14 protein-coding genes and 1 pseudogene are annotated in these 18,575 nt (G+C 36.7%); 12 read left to right on the top strand and 3 right to left on the bottom strand.

Features of this window, described 5'->3' with window-relative positions:
* Positions 1–14: 14 nt before the first annotated feature.
* From STRPS_RS02100 to STRPS_RS02060, 9 genes are all read left to right on the top strand, one after another.
* Entirely contained in the window at positions 15–776 is a 762-nt protein-coding gene (locus tag STRPS_RS02100; RefSeq protein WP_007894822.1) for a formate/nitrite transporter family protein, read from the top strand.
* A 74-nt stretch (positions 777–850) separates the two neighbouring features.
* Positions 851–2,941 carry a penicillin-binding protein PBP2B gene (gene pbp2b / locus STRPS_RS02095; protein ID WP_007894704.1) on the top strand — a complete coding sequence of 697 codons (2,091 nt, stop codon included), beginning with the start codon at positions 851–853 and terminating at the stop codon, positions 2,939–2,941.
* Between the two features lie 11 nt (positions 2,942–2,952).
* On the top strand, positions 2,953–3,549 hold the full coding sequence (recR, locus tag STRPS_RS02090) for a recombination mediator RecR (protein ID WP_003085002.1): 597 nt from the start codon (positions 2,953–2,955) through the stop codon (positions 3,547–3,549).
* 124 nt (positions 3,550–3,673) lie between these two features.
* Entirely contained in the window at positions 3,674–4,720 is a 1,047-nt protein-coding gene (locus tag STRPS_RS02085) for a D-alanine--D-alanine ligase (RefSeq protein ID WP_007894766.1), read from the top strand.
* 360 nt (positions 4,721–5,080) lie between these two features.
* Positions 5,081–6,445, top strand: a complete 1,365-nt coding sequence (locus STRPS_RS02080) for a UDP-N-acetylmuramoyl-tripeptide--D-alanyl-D-alanine ligase (RefSeq protein ID WP_007894793.1) — start codon at positions 5,081–5,083, stop codon at positions 6,443–6,445.
* Positions 6,446–6,543: 98 nt separating this feature from the next.
* Positions 6,544–7,236 (top strand): TMEM164-related integral membrane acyltransferase, encoded by a 693-nt coding sequence (locus STRPS_RS02075; RefSeq protein ID WP_007894686.1) that lies wholly within the window; start codon positions 6,544–6,546, stop codon positions 7,234–7,236.
* Positions 7,237–7,416: 180 nt separating this feature from the next.
* A complete protein-coding gene (locus STRPS_RS02070; protein WP_007894781.1) occupies positions 7,417–8,961 on the top strand; it encodes a peptide chain release factor 3 in 1,545 nt (514 codons plus the stop codon).
* A 483-nt stretch (positions 8,962–9,444) separates the two neighbouring features.
* On the top strand, positions 9,445–11,061 hold the full coding sequence (locus STRPS_RS02065; RefSeq protein WP_007894650.1) for a DEAD/DEAH box helicase: 1,617 nt from the start codon (positions 9,445–9,447) through the stop codon (positions 11,059–11,061).
* A 126-nt stretch (positions 11,062–11,187) separates the two neighbouring features.
* Positions 11,188–13,194 carry a KUP/HAK/KT family potassium transporter gene (locus STRPS_RS02060; protein ID WP_007894631.1) on the top strand — a complete coding sequence of 669 codons (2,007 nt, stop codon included), beginning with the start codon at positions 11,188–11,190 and terminating at the stop codon, positions 13,192–13,194.
* A gap of 231 nt (positions 13,195–13,425) precedes the next feature.
* Here STRPS_RS02060 and STRPS_RS02055 read toward each other — a convergent pair whose 3' ends face one another.
* The 3 genes and pseudogenes from STRPS_RS02055 to STRPS_RS02050 all read right to left on the bottom strand — a co-directional run bounded on the left by STRPS_RS02055 (position 13,426) and on the right by STRPS_RS02050 (position 14,684).
* A complete protein-coding gene (locus tag STRPS_RS02055; RefSeq protein WP_176602249.1) occupies positions 13,426–13,707 on the bottom strand; it encodes a GIY-YIG nuclease family protein in 282 nt (93 codons plus the stop codon).
* Positions 13,697–13,825 (bottom strand): annotated as a pseudogene (locus tag STRPS_RS10935) (hypothetical protein); the annotation flags it as partial. The gene STRPS_RS02055 and the pseudogene STRPS_RS10935, both read right to left, overlap by 11 nt.
* A gap of 109 nt (positions 13,826–13,934) precedes the next feature.
* Positions 13,935–14,684 carry a tRNA1(Val) (adenine(37)-N6)-methyltransferase gene (locus STRPS_RS02050; RefSeq protein WP_007894698.1) on the bottom strand — a complete coding sequence of 250 codons (750 nt, stop codon included), beginning with the start codon at positions 14,682–14,684 and terminating at the stop codon, positions 13,935–13,937.
* 146 nt (positions 14,685–14,830) lie between these two features.
* On the opposite strand from STRPS_RS02050, the gene STRPS_RS02045 reads away from it, so the two are divergent.
* The 3 genes from STRPS_RS02045 (at position 14,831) to STRPS_RS02035 (ending at position 18,551) form a co-directional block, all read left to right on the top strand.
* Positions 14,831–15,571 carry a lysophospholipid acyltransferase family protein gene (locus STRPS_RS02045; protein WP_007894801.1) on the top strand — a complete coding sequence of 247 codons (741 nt, stop codon included), beginning with the start codon at positions 14,831–14,833 and terminating at the stop codon, positions 15,569–15,571.
* Between the two features lie 69 nt (positions 15,572–15,640).
* A complete protein-coding gene (locus STRPS_RS02040; protein ID WP_007896467.1) occupies positions 15,641–16,327 on the top strand; it encodes a helix-hairpin-helix domain-containing protein in 687 nt (228 codons plus the stop codon).
* 10 nt (positions 16,328–16,337) lie between these two features.
* Entirely contained in the window at positions 16,338–18,551 is a 2,214-nt protein-coding gene (locus STRPS_RS02035) for a DNA internalization-related competence protein ComEC/Rec2 (RefSeq protein ID WP_007894727.1), read from the top strand.
* The last annotated feature ends 24 nt before the right edge of the window (positions 18,552–18,575 follow it).

Here is an 18,575-nt window from a genome sequence, read left to right as displayed (position 1 = left end):
CAAAAGAGGTAACCATGAAGAATCCAGAAGAGATTATCCAAGCTACGATTGCTATTGGCCAGCGCAAAGTTGAGAAGCCTTTCCTTGCAAAAGCTATCTTAGGTTTTATAGGGGGAGCTATGATTAGTCTTGGCTACCTCTTATATGTTCGAATTGCTGCCAGTGGCCTAGAAACTTTCGGTGCTTTTTCAAGTATTTTAGGGGCATGTGCCTTTCCTATAGGGTTGATTATCATCTTGATGGCCGGTGGTGAATTAATTACTGGAAATATGATGGCTGTATCAGCTAGTTTTTTTGCCAAAAAAATACCTTTGACAAAGCTTCTGAAAAATTGGCTAGTCATAACTCTTTTTAATGTCATTGGTGCTATTTTCGTTGCCTACGTTTTTGGTCATTTTCTGGGCTTGACCTCAAGTGGAGTCTTTAAAGAAGAGGTTATTCACGTTGCACAGGCAAAAATAGTGGCTAGTCCCTTACAAGCCTTTGTATCTGGTATTGGCTGTAACTGGTTTGTTGGACTTGCTCTATGGTTAAACTATGGTGCTAGTGATGCTAGTGGTAAATTGCTAGGTATTTGGTTCCCAGTTATGACCTTTGTTGCTTTAGGTTTTCAGCATAGTGTGGCTAATGCCTTTATTATACCTGCGGCGATATTTGAAAATGGGGCAACCTGGTTAGCGTTTGTACAAAACTTCGCCTTAGTTTATGCTGGTAATATTGTAGGTGGCGCAGTCTTTGTTAGTCTCTTCTATTACAAAGCATTTTACCATGACTAATGTCATACGATATAAAAAATTCTGACTGAGAACCTTCTTCTCGGTCTTCTTTTTATAATTTATGATAAAATAGAATGCGAAGTTTAAAAGGGGGTATTGTCATCAAAAAAGAATCACAATTAGTTGTTAAGAAAAAAGCAAGTATACCTCGTCGAATCAACCTTTTATTTTCTATTATCGTCTTTCTTTTTGTTGCTTTAATCTTGCGTCTAGCACAAATGCAAATTCAAGATAAGGCTTTTTATGATGCAAAGCTCAAGTCCTCCACCGTTTACAAAGTTAAAAGTTCAACTCCACGGGGGATGATTTTTGACCAAAAAGGGAAACTACTGGTTGGTAATGATGTAAAAGAAGTTATTTCCTTTACAAGAAATCCTGATGCTTCCGCAAATGACCTAAGAACGTTAGCTAAAAAATTAGCTGCTTATGTCAGGTATAATGATGTCAAAATTAGCCTACGTGCTAAGAAGGATTACTATCTAGCGGATCCTAAGGTTTATGCTAAGGTGGTAAAAAAATTACCCAAGAATAAAAAAGTTGATGCCTATGGTAACAGCTTGACTGAAGAAAAAATCTACCGAAATGCTGTAGCTTCTGTCACCAAAGATGACCTTAATTATTCTTCTGAGGAAGAAAAAGTTATCTCTATTTTTAACCAAATGAATGCGGCAGCTAATTTTAATACCATAACCCTAAGAACCGCAGACTTAACGGATCAAGAAATAGCTTATCTGGTAGCCAATAAATCAAAACTACCCGGAATTTCCGTGACAACTGATTGGAACCGTAAAGTGGAAGATGTCAGCCTGAATTCAATTATTGGGAAGGTATCCAGTCGAGAAGCAGGTCTGCCTCAAGAAGAAGTGGCAGAATATATTAAAAAAGGCTATGCTCTGAATGATCGAGTAGGGACCTCCTATCTTGAACGACAATATGAGAATCAGTTACAAGGTCAACACGAAGTTCGAGAAATAAAAACAAATAAATCGGGAAAAATCGTCTCAGATAAAATCACTCATAAAGGTGAAATTGGGAAAAACTTGAAATTGACTATTGCAACGGATTTTCAGGATGGTGTTGATAAGATTATAAGAAAATACTTTGAATCAGAAGTTGCTTTAGGCAAAGCCAAGTACTCAGAAGGAGCTTATGCTGTTGCCATGAATCCAAAGACTGGTGCTATTTTGGCAATGTCAGGACTGTCTCAAGATTTGGAAACAGGTCAATTAGAAAAAAATGCCCTAGGAACGATTACGAATGTCTTTACTCCAGGTTCTGTTGTCAAAGGTGCTACCTTAGCAGCTGGTTGGCAAACAGGCGCGATTACTGGGAATCAAGTATTAACAGATCAGCCAATTCAATTTGGAAATTCTAAGCCTATAAATTCTTGGTTTACTTTTGGTCAACAAAATATTTCAGCTATTCAGGCTTTGGAATATTCTTCAAATACTTACATGGTGCAGGTTGCTCTAAAAATGATGGGACAAGATTATCATGTTGGGATGTCCCTAACGAGTGATGGTATGAAAAAAACAATGGAGGAACTACGCCAAACTTATGCTAGTTTTGGCTTAGGTGCGCCTACCGGGATTGATTTACCTGGGGAATCTACCGGTTATGTAGCCAGTAAATATACTGTTTCAAATGTTATTACAGAAGCATTTGGACAGTTTGACAACTATACAGCTATGCAACTAGCGCAGTATGTCTCAACTATTGCAAATGGTGGTATAAGACTAGCTCCTCATTTAGTTGAAGGGGTTTATCGCAATGATGGCAGTAAGGGACTTGGGCAACTTGAGAAAACAATTGCAAGGAAAGAGTTAAATCAGGTTCAGCTAAACAAGGAGCAGCTGTCAATTATTCAAGATGGTTTTTATCAAGTTGTTAATAGTGGTAGTCCCTATGCTACTGGTAAAGACATGGCAGGCTCAGCTGTTACTATTAGCGGTAAGACCGGAACTGCTGAAACCTATGCTAAAGATAAAAGTGGCAATACTGTAGCGACTTTTAATTTAAATGTTGTTGCTTATGGACCTAGTCAGGATCCACAGATTGCAGTAGCTATTATGTATCCACATGCTAGTGATGCTTTAGCTAAAGCCCATCAATACATGGCAAAAGATATTATTAATTTATACCTATCAATGAATGCAAAACCATAAAGGAGATCAGTGTGTTATACCCAACGCCTATTGCGAAATTAATTGAGTCCTATTCAAAATTACCCGGTATTGGAGTTAAAACGGCTACGAGACTAGCTTTTTACACTATTAGTATGAGTGATGATGATGTTAATGACTTCGCTAAAAATCTATTAGCAGCCAAACGTGAATTAACCTACTGTTCTATTTGTGGTAATTTAACAGATGAAGACCCATGTTCTATTTGTATGGATCCAAGCCGCGACAAGAGTCAAATTTTAGTTGTTGAAGAGTCTAAAGATGTTTCGGCAATGGAGAAAATCCAAGAATATCATGGCTATTATCATGTTTTACATGGTTTGATTTCCCCTATGAATGGAGTCGGCCCAGATGATATCAATCTGAAAGCACTTATCACTCGTCTGATGGATAGCGATGTTCAGGAGGTGATTATTGCCACCAGTGCCACTGCAGACGGTGAAGCAACTTCAATGTATATTTCGAGAATTCTAAAGCCAGCAGGTATTAAGGTGACTAGGTTAGCTAGGGGCTTGGCAGTAGGCTCAGATATTGAATATGCAGATGAGGTAACTCTTTTGAGAGCTATTGAAAATCGTACAGAGTTATAAAATGTAAAAGAAAGGGTAGTTCAATGGGGACGGCCTTTCTTTTTATTTGGAACAATTTGCTTTTGAAATGCTTTCCAATTTTTGTTATAATTAATAGAAATTTAATTCAGATAGGAAAAAGAAAATGTCCAAACAAACACTTGTCTTGTTATACGGTGGCCGTTCTGCAGAGCGTGAAGTTTCAGTTTTGTCAGCAGAAAGTGTGATGAGAGCCATTAATTATGACCGCTTCTTGGTCAAAACTTACTTCATTTCACAAGCTGGTGATTTTTATAAAACTCAAGAATGGAGTCAAAAACCGGCTGAAACTGAAAAATTAATGACCAATCAAACGATTGTTGCAGCTTCTCAAGTTAAAGCAAGTGACATTTATGAAGAAGGAGCCGTTGTCTTTCCTATATTGCATGGGCCAATGGGAGAAGATGGATCGATCCAAGGTTTCTTAGAAGTTCTTAAAATGCCTTACATTGGAACAAGTATCTTAGGTTCAAGTGTTGCCATGGATAAAATTACAACTAAGCGAGTTTTAGAATCAGCGGGAGTGCCTCAAGTGGCTTACAAGGTTTTTGTTGAAGGCAATTCCTTAGAAGAATGTCTTAAAGAAGCATTGACTAACTTAAGTTTTCCCATTTTTGTTAAACCGGCAAACATGGGTTCATCAGTGGGAATTTCAAAAGCTGAGTCTGAAAGTGAGTTGAGGGAGGCTATCCAATTAGCCTTGCAATATGATAGTCGCATTTTAATTGAACAAGGAGTTAATGCGCGTGAGATTGAAGTTGGTCTTTTAGGCAATACCGATGTTACGTCAACACTTCCTGGTGAAGTGGTTAAAGAGGTAGCTTTTTACGATTATCAGGCCAAATATATTGATAATAACATTACAATGGCAATTCCAGCAGAACTTGAGACTGAGCTTGCTAATAAAATGCGAGCTTATGCAGAAAATGCCTTTAAAGCACTAGGATGCTGTGGTTTATCTCGTTGTGATTTCTTTTTAACCAGAGATGGCTCCATCTATTTAAATGAGCTAAATACCATGCCAGGCTTTACACAATGGTCCATGTATCCTTTGTTATGGGAGAATATGGGACTTTCCTATTCTGATCTTATTGAAAAATTGGTTGCTCTAGCAATTGAGATGTTTGAAAAACGTGAAAAGCATTTAATCTAATAGGTGAAAGGACAAAGTGGTGATGACACTCTGTTCTTTTATTTTGTTTTAACACTCTTTTTGTAAGATAGGTACTATAGTAGCATGGGAACTGTGATTCCTATCAGTCATTCAATGGCTTGTAACCGCAGCTCTGCATCCCAAATAGTAGCTGAAAACAACATTGGGGCAAGGGTAGGTGAAAAATAAGTTCTAATGCGGGTCAAGACAATTAGTTACTCTGTCAGAAAGTTTCATTTAACCTTCTAGGAAAAATCTTAGGACATGTTTTAGCTCTTTAAAATGTCATTATTTTCTTTTTAAAAAGTGGTATAATGAGTGTGAGAATTTTTTTGTTACTGTAAAGAAGAAGGAAATATTATGAAATTATCATTGTATGAAGTTGCAAAAGTAGTGGAGGCTCAGAATATTATTTCTGAATTTGATGACGTCCCCCTGAAACAAATCGAATTTGATAGCCGTAGAATTGAAAAAGGAGATCTTTTTCTACCTTTAAAAGGAGAGCGAGATGGTCATGATTTTATCGAAAAAGCTTTTGAGAATGGAGCTGTTGCCACATTTTCTGAAAAAGAGATTAGCGGTCACCCCTATATTCTAGTTAAAGATTGCTTGAAAGCCTTTCAAGAGCTTGCTAAGTACTATATCGAGAAAATGCGTCTAGATGTTATTGCTGTTACGGGTTCAAATGGAAAAACCTCTACCAAGGATATGATTGAGGCTGTGCTAGCAACAACTTACAAAACCTATAAGACTCAAGGAAACTACAATAACGAAATTGGTTTGCCTTATACGGTTCTTCACATGCCTGATGATACTGAAAAGATTGTTCTGGAAATGGGTCAAGATCATATGGGAGATATTCATCTTCTTTCAGAAATTGTCCAGCCACATATTGCTGTTGTAACCTTGATTGGCGAAGCTCATTTAGAATTCTTTGGTAGCCGAGAAAAAATAGCTCAAGGGAAAATGCAAATTACTGATGGCATGAATTCTCATGGTATTCTGATTGCACCGGGAGATCCTATTATTGATCCTTATTTACCTGAAAACCAAATGGTTATCCGTTTTGGTGAAAATCAGGAAATTTTTGTCAACTCAATTGAGGAAAGCAAAAACAGCTTAAGATTCACAACAAATGTTTTGGAACAAGCCTTGACATTACCCTTATCAGGTAAGTATAACGCGATAAATGCTATGCTTGCTGCTTACGTTGGAAAACTCTTAGCTGTCGCAGAGGAAGATATTCTTGAAGCTTTAGAACATATCCAATTGACAGGCAACAGAACAGAGTGGAAGAAAGCCAGTAATGGAGCGGATATATTATCAGACGTCTATAATGCAAATCCTACAGCCATGCGCCTTATCTTAGAAACTTTTGCACAGATTGTACCAAATCAAGGGGGACAAAAAATAGCCTTATTGGCAGATATGAAGGAATTGGGTCCAAGTTCAGTTGATTTACATTGTCAGCTAATACAGGCTTTGAATCCAGATGACATTGATCATTTAATTTTTTATGGTCAGGATATTGAACCTTTAGCACAATTAGCTAGCCAAATGTATCCTATTGGAAAAGTCTTTTTCTTTAAAAAGACCGAAGCTGAAGACCAGTTTGAAGATTTATATCATCATGTTCAAGAAATACTTGGTTCTAATGATCAGATTCTAATAAAGGGAAGTCATTCAATGCATTTAGAAGAAATTGTGAATCGGCTTTTAGCATAGTGGAGATTCTTAATAACTTTTTTATTTTTTAATTGCTAATCTAACTTGTCCAAAAGTTATGATTAAGGTATAATTAAAAAATCGAGAAAGGATTTCTTATGAATTTTTTTGCTTTAACTCCCACAGAACTCCCACGTATTAGTCTGCAATTTTATCTTTTGTGTTTGCTTTTGCTTCCTGTTTTAATTTATTTGACATTAAACTATTATCACAAGAAGAGCTTCCGTTATTTTTTTCTAGGGCTTCAACTATTTCAACTCATAACATTTTATGGGTGGTATATCCTTAAAGGTTTTCCTGCCTCCGAAGCTTTGCCTCTTTACCATTGTCGCATTGGAATGCTAGCTATTTTTCTCTTCCCCAACAAAAGTAAGCTTAAGCAATTGATGATGTTATTAGGGATAGGAGGATCAATTCTGGCCTTATTTTCCCCTGATTTATATCCCTATCCTCTGATTCATGTGACTAACTTTGCATTTTATCTAGGGCATTACGCTTTGTTAGTTAATGCCCTTATCTATCTCCTTTATTATTATGATAAAGAGTTATCGTCATCAGTCTTTTCGCTGACATTTCTAGCGACTCTCCATTTTTCTTTAATGATTGTCAATATCTTAACAGGCGGTAATTATGGCTTTGTTATGGAATTGCCCCTGCTTCACAGTCGTCATCTAGTAGGTAATTTTTGCTTGTTAACCCTAGGCTTATGGCTGTTAGCGAAGCTAGTAGAATCAGTCTATATCCGTTACTGTCTAAAAGAAGAAGCATTTGTACCTGTGGCGAAAGGATAGTCATTGCTAAAGCACTTAAAATCCGATATAATAAAGAAGTTGTCGATCATTCGACGCTTTTTTACTTTAAAATACCGAGGAGAGACCCATGTAGTATCACTTGGAAATAACAAATTAGTTTCAATATAACTAATAAGTATAGTAGAATTAATAAGAACTGTAATTACCTAAGGAAGACCTATGTCAATACAAGAAGAAATAAAAAAAAGACGAACTTTTGCCATCATCAGTCACCCAGATGCTGGTAAAACAACAATCACTGAACAATTGCTCTATTTTGGCGGTGAAATCCGTGAAGCAGGGACTGTAAAAGGGAAAAAAACGGGAACATTTGCTAAATCAGACTGGATGGATATTGAAAAGCAAAGAGGAATCTCAGTAACATCATCTGTTATGCAGTTTGATTATGCAGGTAAGCGTGTTAATATTTTAGATACGCCAGGGCATGAAGACTTTTCTGAAGATACCTATAGAACCTTGATGGCTGTCGATGCTGCAGTAATGGTGGTTGATTCTGCCAAAGGTATTGAAGCACAAACTAAGAAACTGTTTGAAGTTGTTAAACATCGTGGTATCCCTGTCTTTACATTTATAAATAAGCTGGACCGTGATGGTCGCGAACCCCTGGAGCTCTTAGAAGAACTAGAAGAGGTTCTTGGAATTGCTTCTTACCCTATGAATTGGCCAATTGGGATGGGAAGAGCTTTTGAAGGTCTTTATGATCTTCATAACCAACGTTTAGAACTTTATAAAGGAGAACAACGGTTTGCAGATTTAGAAGAAGGAACAGAACTTTTTGTTAACAATCCCTTCTATGAACAAGCTCTTGAGGATATCGAGTTACTCCAGGAAGCTGGAAATGAATTTTCGGCAGAGGCTATTTTGGCTGGTGAATTAACCCCTGTTTTCTTTGGCTCAGCCCTAACAAATTTTGGTGTCCAAACTTTTCTTGATACCTTCTTGGAGTTTGCTCCAGAGCCGCATGGCCATAAAACGACAGACGAAAAAGTCATTGATCCTCTAGACAAAGATTTTTCTGGTTTTGTCTTTAAAATCCAGGCCAATATGGATCCTCGCCATCGTGACCGTATTGCTTTTGTTCGTATCGTTTCAGGTGAATTTAGTAAAGGTATGAGTGTTAATTTGAGTCGTACTGGGAAAGGTGTCAAACTGTCGAACGTGACACAATTTATGGCTGAGTCGCGTGAAAATGTGCAAAATGCTGTTGCTGGTGATATTATTGGCGTTTATGATACAGGGACTTATCAGGTAGGTGATACCTTAACAGTTGGTAAAAATAAATTTGAATTTGAACCTCTACCAACCTTTACTCCAGAAATCTTTATGAAGGTTTCCGCTAAAAATGTCATGAAACAAAAATCCTTCCACAAAGGAATGGAACAATTGGTGCAAGAGGGAGCTATCCAACTCTACAAAAATTACCAGACTGGTGACTACATGCTTGGTGCTGTAGGCCAGCTCCAATTTGAAGTTTTTAAACACCGAATGGAAGGTGAATATAATGCTGAGGTCCTTATGACCCCAATGGGCAAAAAAACCGTTCGTTGGATTAAAGAAGAAGATTTAGATCAACGCATGTCATCAAGCCGAAATATTTTGGCTAAGGACCGTTTCGATCAACCGGTTTTCCTCTTTGAAAATGATTTTGCCCTTCGCTGGTTTGCAGACAAATATCCAGATGTTCAATTGGAAGAAAAAATGTAATAGCACTGCAGATCTAAACAAGGTGTTTAGCTTCAAGGACTTCTATAGAAGTCCTTTTTAAATAAGGTCAGACTTCTTTAGAGCAAATATAAGACCAGCTTTAGTATCTGTATAGAGAAACTAAGTTAATTCTTTTAGGCATGGAAAGGTATTTTTATGGTATTGAGTGCTTGTCTTAAGCAAACGAGAGATTATTGCTAGTCTTAGTGAGGTGAAAGTTGGAACCTCTTCAAAATTTTAGGGCTGTCTCATAGAGCTAGTCATAATTTTTAAAGCCTACTAATGAAAGAGGAGAAGTTTTTTATTAGAGTATTGCTAAAAAATTTAGTAAATAATAGTTATTTTTCATAAAAACCTTTTCATAACTTCTTTCCTATCTTTTTAGATATAATTATGTTACACTAGTCTAGTTGTTAATTGAACGACAGAACTATAAAGGCTTATAAGGCAGCTTCGCACTGCCTTTTTAGAAAAGAGAAACATTTGAAATTTACAGAATTAAACTTATCTGAAGACATCCAATCAGCTGTTGTAACAGCAGGTTTTGAGAAAGCATCTCCTATCCAAGAGATGACTATACCACTAGCTTTAGAAGGAAAAGATGTCATTGGTCAAGCACAAACAGGAACTGGTAAAACAGCTGCTTTTGGTCTTCCAACCTTGAATAAGATCCGTACGGATGAAAATATTATCCAAGCACTTGTTATTGCTCCAACGCGTGAACTTGCTGTTCAAAGTCAGGAAGAACTCTTCCGTTTTGGTCGTGATAAGGGTGTTAAAGTTCGCTCCGTCTATGGTGGTGCAAGTATTGATAAACAAATTAAAGCTCTAAAATCAGGAGCACACATTGTTGTTGGTACACCAGGTCGTTTACTTGACTTAATTAAACGTAAAGCATTAAAACTTGATCATGTTGAAACTCTTATTTTAGATGAAGCTGATGAAATGCTTAATATGGGCTTCTTAGAGGATATCGAAGCTATTATTAGTCGTGTTCCTGAAGAACGCCAAACCCTGCTTTTTTCAGCAACTATGCCAGCACCTATAAAACAAATTGGTGTTAAGTTTATGAAAAATCCAGAGCATGTTCAAATAAAAAATAAAGAACTGACAAACGTTAATGTTGAACAATACTATGTTCGTGTTAAAGAACAAGAAAAGTTTGATACCATGACACGTTTGATGGACGTTGACCAACCAGAATTATCAATTGTTTTTGGCCGGACAAAGCGTCGCGTCGATGAAATCACACGTGGTTTGAAATTGCGAGGTTTTCGTGCCGAAGGTATCCATGGTGACCTTGATCAGAATAAACGGTTACGTGTTATTCGCGATTTTAAAGGGGACCAAGTTGATATCTTAGTAGCAACAGACGTTGCTGCGCGTGGTCTTGACATTTCAAACGTAACCCATGTTTATAACTACGATATTACACAAGATCCAGAATCTTATGTTCACCGTATCGGTCGTACAGGCCGTGCTGGTAAATCTGGAGAATCAATTACTTTCGTTTCACCAAATGAGATGGGTTACTTAAGTATGATTGAAAACTTGACTAAGAAACAAATGAAACCGCTGAAACCAGCAACGGCTGAAGAAGCCTTTCAAGCAAAGAAAAAAGTGGCACTCAAGAAAATTGAACGTGATTTTGCAGATGAAACAATTCGTTCAAACTTTGAGAAATTTAAAGGTGACGCTATCCAATTAGCCTCTGAATTTACACCTGAAGAGTTAGCACTTTATATTTTGAGTTTAACCGTTCAAGACCCAGCAGACCAACCAGAGGTTGAAATTGCACGTGAAAAACCATTACCATTCAAATATGTTGGTGGTGGTCACGGCGGTGGTAAGAAATCTGCTAAAGGAGGTCGTGGTCGAGGAGGTCGTGATGGTGAACGCCGTGGTGGTTATCGTGGAAAACGTGACGACCGTCGTGGTGGAGAAAAACGAGATGACCGTCGTAAAGACAAACGTGATGAGAATGGCGGAAGTCGTGACTTTAAGCGTAAGCCTAAACGACATGCAAAAGAATTCTTTAATAAAGACAAAAAATCTTCAAGTAAGGAATCTGGATTTGTTATCCGTCATAAAGGTGAATAAACAAAAGAGAGCTGACTACGTTTTCAGCTCTTTTTTGTTTATCTTTCATATCTTTTTATATCATAATTTGTTATAATGAGTTCAGCCATTTTTGGTATTTTTAATGAATATTAGGAGGACGATTGGATGTCTAATGCCAATCACCCAGCTTTTGATAAAGCTACAAAGGCTGGATTTATTATTGCACTTGGAATTGTCTATGGTGATATTGGAACTAGCCCCCTCTATACCATGCAATCCTTAGTTGAGAATCAAGATGGTTTATCGCAAATATCTGAACAGTTTATCTTAGGTTCAGTATCATTAATTTTTTGGACTTTAACCCTAATCACTACTGTTAAATATGTTTGGATAGCTTTAAAGGCGGATAACCATCATGAGGGTGGTATTTTTTCTCTCTACACTTTAGTTAGAAGAATGTCGAAGTGGCTCATTGTTCCAGCCATGATTGGTGGCGCAACCCTGTTATCAGATGGGGCTTTGACTCCAGCAGTAACAGTTACTTCAGCTATTGAAGGATTGAAGGCTGTACCAGGTATTGACCACATCTATGCCAATCAAACAAATGTTATCATTACTACTTTGTTGATTCTACTAACATTGTTTAGTATCCAAAGGTTTGGGACAAGCATGATTGGTAAATTGTTTGGTCCTGTTATGTTTATTTGGTTTAGCTTTCTTGGTTTGACGGGGTTAATGAACACCCTTGGCCATTTAGAGATCTTTAAAGCCATTAATCCTTACTATGCTATCCATTTATTATTGAGCCCGGAAAATCATCGTGGTATTTTCATCTTAGGTTCTATTTTCCTTGCAACTACCGGTGCTGAAGCTCTTTATTCAGATTTGGGGCACGTTGGTCGTGGGAATATTTATGTTAGCTGGCCATTTGTTAAGGTTTGTATACTCTTATCCTATTGTGGTCAAGGAGCTTGGATTTTAGCAAACAAAAATAGTGGAATAGAGTTAAATCCATTCTTTGCTAGTGTGCCTGAAGGTTTTCGCGTCTATGCTGTTATTTTGGCAACCATGGCTGCTATTATTGCCTCACAGGCTTTAATAACAGGTTCATTTACCTTAGTAGCAGAAGCCATGCGCTTGAAAATTTTTCCGCTCTTTAGAGTTACCTACCCGGGTGAAAATTTAGGACAACTGTATATTCCTGTAATTAACTGGGTTTTGTTTATCATTACATCAAGCACAGTGTTATATTTTAGAAATTCCGCTCATATGGAATCAGCCTATGGCTTAGCCATTACCATTACCATGTTAATGACTACTATTTTGCTTAATTACTATCTTATTAAGCGCGGGATGAAATCAATCCTTGCTCACTTGGTGATGTCATTTTTTGCAGCTATTGAATTTATTTTCTTTTGGGCTTCAGCTGTTAAGTTCTTCCATGGGGGATATGTCGTTGTTATCCTTGCATTGACGATTGTTTCTTTAATGTTTATTTGGCATCGTGGTACTAAGATTGTTTTCAAATATGTTAAGTCTCTTAATCTACTAGATTACCGTGAACAGATCAAGGCTCTTCGAGATGATACCTCTATTGATTTGTATCAAACAAATGTTGTGTACTTGACAAATAGAATCAGTGATAATATGATTGATAAATCAATTCTATATTCCATCTTGGATAAACGTCCAAAGCGGGCCAAAGTATATTGGTTTGTAAATGTAAAGGTAACAGATGAACCTTACACAGCTAAGTATAAGGTTGACATGATGGGAACTGACTATATGGTTAAAGTGGAGCTCTACCTAGGTTTCAGAATGCCTCAAACTGTTCCGCGTTATTTAAGAACTATTGTTCAAGATTTAATGGAAAGTGGCCGTTTACCGAAACAAGTTCAGGAGTATTCAATTTCTCGTGGACGAGAAGTGGGAGATTTCCGTTTTGTTATTATTGAAGAACGTGTTTCCCAAGCTAGACAGTTAAGTGGTTTTGAACGTTTTATCATGCAAACAAAAGCAAGTATCAAGCATTTCACAGCAACGCCTACGCGTTGGTTTGGTTTGCAATATTCAGAGGTAAAAGTAGAGCTGGTTCCCTTAATGCTCTCTGATATCTTGAAATTACCAATAAAAGAAATAAAGGAAGTTGAATCAAAAGCTGAAACGGTTTAGAAAAAACCGTAAAAGCGCTCCAGGTGACTTCAAAAAGTTGACTCTTGTATTTTAAAAATGGACTTAGTTCTCTAGTGAAGAGAGCTAAGTCCATTTCATTTTACTTTGGTTACTCGTCTAATAAGTAGGTGGGTTTCTTTTACCTATTACTGGTGATGAAAAGCCGTTTTTGACTAATTTTATAGTTGCAGTTGCTTAGTTTTAAGGATTTTTGATGATTTAAAGACTATTTTAACCCTTTTTCTTTAAAGAAACCTGATGTTCTCTTATATAAATTAATTTTTCCTGACGGCTTTTTCGTTTCTTAAAAAGAGCTTCTGCGCTCATAGCTTCTTGTTTACTCGAAAAAGTTTCCGTATAGAGTAGTTTAACTGGCAAGCGAGAACGCGTGTATTTAGCACCCTTACCGGCATTATGCGTTTTGAGCCTTCTATCAATATCAGTTGTATATCCTGTATAAAGCGTTTTGTCAGCACATTCTAAAACATACATATATGCTTTCTTATTTATCATGAATTATTGCCTTTTTTATGAGAATGAAGAGCATCTGTAATGCTAGTATTAAGAGATAAAAAGCACCCCAAACAAGTTCTGTAAACAGACGAGAATGGTTTGTTTGTATTACACCAGTTCCATCAGTTTCTAGAGTTCATAGAAGGAATGCAACAATAAGAAATAAAACAAACACTATGAGGTTAGAGATAAATAGTTTTTTTATCTGTAAACTTATCCTCCTAACCTTATTCTGTGCCGAAATAAATAGTATTGATATCTTCTGTGTAGTCGCCGTTTTCTTCATGAACGATGAGCGGTGGCAAGATTTTCATGCCTTCAATAGAGCCATCTTTAATAGCCTCAATTAATAGCATGTTGGCTTCTTTCCCAGCTTTAGGATAGACGAATTGAATCCGCTTGGGAGCTAGGCCATATTTTCGTAAAGAATCCACTATTTCAATAAAACGGTCTGGCCGATGAACCATGGCTAAACGTCCGTTAGATTTTAAACCATGTCGACTGATGCTACAGATTTCTTCTAGATTTGTAGTGATTTCATGGCGAGCCAAGAGGTAGTGCTCGGACATGTTTTTCTTTGAACTTTCAGTTGATTTAAAGTAAGGCGGGTTACAGAGAATAAGATCAACGCCAGACCTAGGGACATGATTTAACAGATGCTTTAAATCATCGCAGATCATTGAAACTTGTTCTTCTAGTTGATTGAGCTTAATAGAACGTTGGGCCATTTCTGCCAATCGTTCTTGAATTTCAATTTCCACGATTTGTGCATTAGTATTGCGACTAGCAAAAAGTCCAACAGCCCCATTACCAGAGCACAAGTCAACAATTAATCCTCGAGACGGCAATCTTGGAAATCGGGATAGTAGAACACTATCAATTGAATAAGAAAAGACATCCCTATTTTGAATAATTTTAATATCATTTGCGAATAATTGGTCAATGCGTTCCCCAGTTTTTAAAAGCTCTTCTGTCATAAAAATATTATAACAGAAAAGTATCTATTGAGAAATAACTACTTACTAACGGTAGCGTGATATAAGTGGCTATTTTGACATAGAATTTGACAAAGATGGTATTCATGATACAATAAATGAAGTTAAGATGATTGGAGGAGGATAGGGTGTTTTACGCATATTTACGTGGGCTTGTTGTCTTTATTTTATGGGTTGTTAACGGTAATTCACATTACCACAATGAGGAAAATATTTTGCCAGCTGATGAAAATTATATTTTAGTGGCTCCTCACCGAACTTTTTGGGATCCGGTTTATATGGCGTTTGCCGCGAGACCAAAACAGTTTGTATTTATGGCGAAAAAGGAATTATTTGCCAATCGAATCTTTGCATGGTGGATAAAAATGTGTGGTGCTTTTCCAATTGATAGGGATAAACCTTCACCGGAGGCTATCCGTTACCCTGTAAATGTTTTAAAAAAGAAAAATCGTTCCTTGGTAATGTTTCCTAGCGGAAGTCGCCACTCACAAGATGTAAAGGGTGGTGTTGCTGTTATTGCCAAGATGGCAAAGGTCAAAATTTTACCAGCTGCTTATGCTGGACCAATGACGCTAAAAGGTCTTATTTTAGGCGATCGTGTTGATATGAACTTTGGTCATCCTATTGATATCTCAGATATAAAACGGATGAACGACGAAGGGATGAAAGAAGTCGCCAGTCGTATTCAAGCAGAGTTTGATCGGATTGATGAAGAAAATGCTCAGTTTCAGCCTGGAAAAAGACGCAATCCTTTAACTTATATTTATCGCCTCCCGCTGGTTTTGATTGTAGTAGTTGTCTTACTCTTAACACTACTCTTTTCTTTGTTGGCTAGCTTTGTTTGGGATCCAGATAAACATACTCATTAAAATATCTTTCGGGATATTTTTTTTTATGTTTTTCATCATATTTTCGAATAAATTATTGAGGTGATATGAATGATAAAACAGTTAATATCGTGTAAGGACAAAGTGTGCTATCTTATATCGAAAATACATTTACTGACATTACTGCTAGTTATAGGACTTTTTTGCCTATTAATGATTTTCTTAGGTGGTAGAAAAGAGATACCTGAAACCACTGCTTCAACTGTAAAACTTGAGAATATCCAGGAAAAGCAGGAAACAAAAGCTAGTGCTATAGAATCAGCATCAGCTCAAGAACAAACTAATAAAGAAATTGTCGTAGATGTCAAAGGAGCAGTTAAGCAAGAAGGTGTTTATCGTCTTAGCAGGGAAAGTCGTGTGACAGATCTTATCAAAATGGCGGGTGGGCTTACGGTTTCAGCTGATAGGAGAGCTGTTAACTTAGCTCAAAAATTAAGTGATGGTAGTGTAGTGTACATTGCAAAAATTGGTGAGAACAGATCAGTTATTCCTAAGGAAGAAAATAGTGCTCACTCTAGTGCGATAGATAAAGAGAGTATTGATTCAAAAATTAATATCAACACTGCAAAGGTTGAAGACTTAACAAAGATTCCGGGAATTGGAGCTAAAAGAGCTAAGGAAATTATTGATGTTCGAGAGAGTCAGGGTGGCTTTAAGAAACTGGAAGACCTTCTAAAGATTTCTGGAATTGGGCAAAAGACATTAGAGAAACTCAAAGATGATATTAGTGTTGATTAGGCAAATGCCTATGCCTTTAATTCAAATTGTCTACCTTATCATCTTTTCTTATTACACAGTTCGTTTCCCCAGTACTCCTATTATAATTGTAGACATTTTGCTAATCTGTCTAGCCATCAAACATTATAAAAGACGAATTGTCCCTTGGTTGTTGTGTCTTTTAGTCTCAACAGTGTGTCTATTTAGCTATTGGCAGTGGCAAGAAAATAAAGATTATAAGCAACAACCAGAGACTATTAGTCAAGTTAGACTCATTCCAGATACAGTCGCCATTAATGGAGACTCCTTAACCTTCATTGGGGAGCATAAGCATCATAAGTATAAGCTTTTTTATAAAATGAAAAGTGAGAGGGAATTGGTCTTTTTTAGGGAAAACAGAGACTATCTAGACATTCTTTCTGAAATACCATTGGAAGAGGCTGAGAGCGTTCGCAATTTTTCAGGGTTTGATTACCGAGCATTTCTAAAATATCAAGGGATATATCGTACGGGCTATATAAAAGGATTAAGTCACTTATCAAAAAGTCCAGCTAGGAATCTAATAGAAATAATGCGAACCTGGCGACGTCAGGCTATCATAATATGTCAAAAAGAATTTCCAAAACCAATGTCGGATTATATGACAGGACTTTTATTTGGCTATTTAGATAAATCTTTTGGTGAAATGACCCAGATTTATAGTCAACTAGGGATTATTCATCTTTTTGCCTTATCGGGAATGCAAGTTACTTTTTTCCTTAACTATTTTCGTAAGCTATTGGTCATTGTAGGTGTTCCTAGAGACTACTTTCCTTGTTTAGACATTCTGTTTTCTTTGTTTTATGCTCTTATGACAGGTTTTAGCATTTCTGTTTTACGAAGTTTGTGTCAAAGTAATCTAAGAAATTTTGGTGTTAAGGGGCTTGACAATTTTGCTCTGGCTTTCTTGCTTATCTTTATTTGCGATCGTCAGTTTCTGCTGAGCATTGGTGGCGTTCTATCCTTTGCCTATGCTTTTTTTATTACAATTCTTCATTTTGAAAATTTTGAAGGGATTAGGAGAAAAGTTTACGAAACTTTCGCTTTAAATCTTTGTCTCCTACCATTTTTAATTAGTTATTTTTCACAATTTAATGCAGTAGCTATTTTCCTAACCATTCTTTTTTCTTTTCTATTTGATAATATTATCCTGCCTATCTTATGCGTAACCTTTCTTTTATCGCCATTGATAAAATGCAGTATCTTTAATAGTTTGTTTTTGCTTATGGAAAAACTAGTTCATCTTATTGGAAGCTATACTAGTAAACCGATTACTTTTGGGAATCCAAATTTAATGCAATTTTTCTTACTTATCCTAGTTATTGCTCTTTTTGTCAATCAACTCTCTAAAAAGAAAGCTATTTTCTTACCGGCTTCTATAATTGTCTTACTCTTATTGAGTGTGAGAACCCCCTTCCTTAATGAAATTACTCTTGTAGATGTTGGACAAGGAGATAGTATTTTAATTCGAGATATGGATAACAAAACCCTTTTAATTGATGTCGGCGGTGTACACCATTTTGACGGGAAAAAGGCTTGGCAAAAAAAGTATAGACAAGCAAATGCTGAGAAAACTTTGATTCCCTATCTTAAGTCAAGGGGAGTTACAAAAATTGATTATTTATTACTGACTCATACCGATAATGATCATGTCGGAGATATGGAGGAAGTTGCCAAAAACTTTGAAGTTAAAGAGATTTTAACGAGTCAGGGAAGCTTAAAAAATATGAGTTTTGTCAACCGGCTTAGAGCTATGCAAATTAAAACAAAAATAGTTAAGGCTGGTGACCGACTTTCTATCATGGGGAGTTATTTACAGGTTCTTTATCCATGGTCTATAGGAGATGGTAAAAATAATGACTCTTTAATTTTATATGGCCATTTATTAGGGAAAAATTTTCTTTTTACAGGTGATATTGAAGCAGACGGTGAAAAAGCTTTAATTCAAAGGTATCCAAACTTAAAAGTTGATATTTTAAAAGTAGGCCATCATGGTTCAAAAGGATCCTCTACTGAAGATTTTCTAAATACAGTATCAACGAAGATTGCTTTGATTTCCGCTGGTAAAAATAATGCTTTTAGGCATCCTAATCCCGAAACTTTAGAACGCTTTCGGGAGCGACATGTCAAGGTCTATCGAACAGATCAACAAGGTGCCATACGATTTACCGGACGGAGCCAGTGGAAAATTGAGACTTGCCGCTAAAGAAAATGCTTTTCTTATAGTAGA

The sequence above is a fragment of the Streptococcus pseudoporcinus LQ 940-04 genome, assembly GCF_000188035.1.
Classification (GTDB): domain Bacteria; phylum Bacillota; class Bacilli; order Lactobacillales; family Streptococcaceae; genus Streptococcus; species Streptococcus pseudoporcinus.
Note: the sequence above shows the minus strand (reverse complement) of the source record. Positions and strands in the feature narration are given on the sequence as shown.

What these genes read in the sequence shown, in the direction of transcription:
- STRPS_RS02080 (WP_007894793.1), top strand. Translation starts at nt 5,081, where the DNA reads ATGAAATTATCATTGTATGAAGTTGCAAAAGTAGTGGAGGCTCAGAAT.
- STRPS_RS02085 (WP_007894766.1), top strand. Translation starts at nt 3,674, where the DNA reads ATGTCCAAACAAACACTTGTCTTGTTATACGGTGGCCGTTCTGCAGAG.
- STRPS_RS02035 (WP_007894727.1), top strand. Translation starts at nt 16,338, where the DNA reads ATGCCTTTAATTCAAATTGTCTACCTTATCATCTTTTCTTATTACACA.
- STRPS_RS02060 (WP_007894631.1), top strand. Translation starts at nt 11,188, where the DNA reads ATGTCTAATGCCAATCACCCAGCTTTTGATAAAGCTACAAAGGCTGGA.
- STRPS_RS02070 (WP_007894781.1), top strand. Translation starts at nt 7,417, where the DNA reads ATGTCAATACAAGAAGAAATAAAAAAAAGACGAACTTTTGCCATCATC.
- pbp2b (WP_007894704.1), top strand. Translation starts at nt 851, where the DNA reads ATGCGAAGTTTAAAAGGGGGTATTGTCATCAAAAAAGAATCACAATTA.
- STRPS_RS02100 (WP_007894822.1), top strand. Translation starts at nt 15, where the DNA reads ATGAAGAATCCAGAAGAGATTATCCAAGCTACGATTGCTATTGGCCAG.
- STRPS_RS02055 (WP_176602249.1), bottom strand. Translation starts at nt 13,707, where the DNA reads ATGATAAATAAGAAAGCATATATGTATGTTTTAGAATGTGCTGACAAA.
- STRPS_RS02075 (WP_007894686.1), top strand. Translation starts at nt 6,544, where the DNA reads ATGAATTTTTTTGCTTTAACTCCCACAGAACTCCCACGTATTAGTCTG.
- STRPS_RS02050 (WP_007894698.1), bottom strand. Translation starts at nt 14,684, where the DNA reads ATGACAGAAGAGCTTTTAAAAACTGGGGAACGCATTGACCAATTATTC.
- STRPS_RS02040 (WP_007896467.1), top strand. Translation starts at nt 15,641, where the DNA reads ATGATAAAACAGTTAATATCGTGTAAGGACAAAGTGTGCTATCTTATA.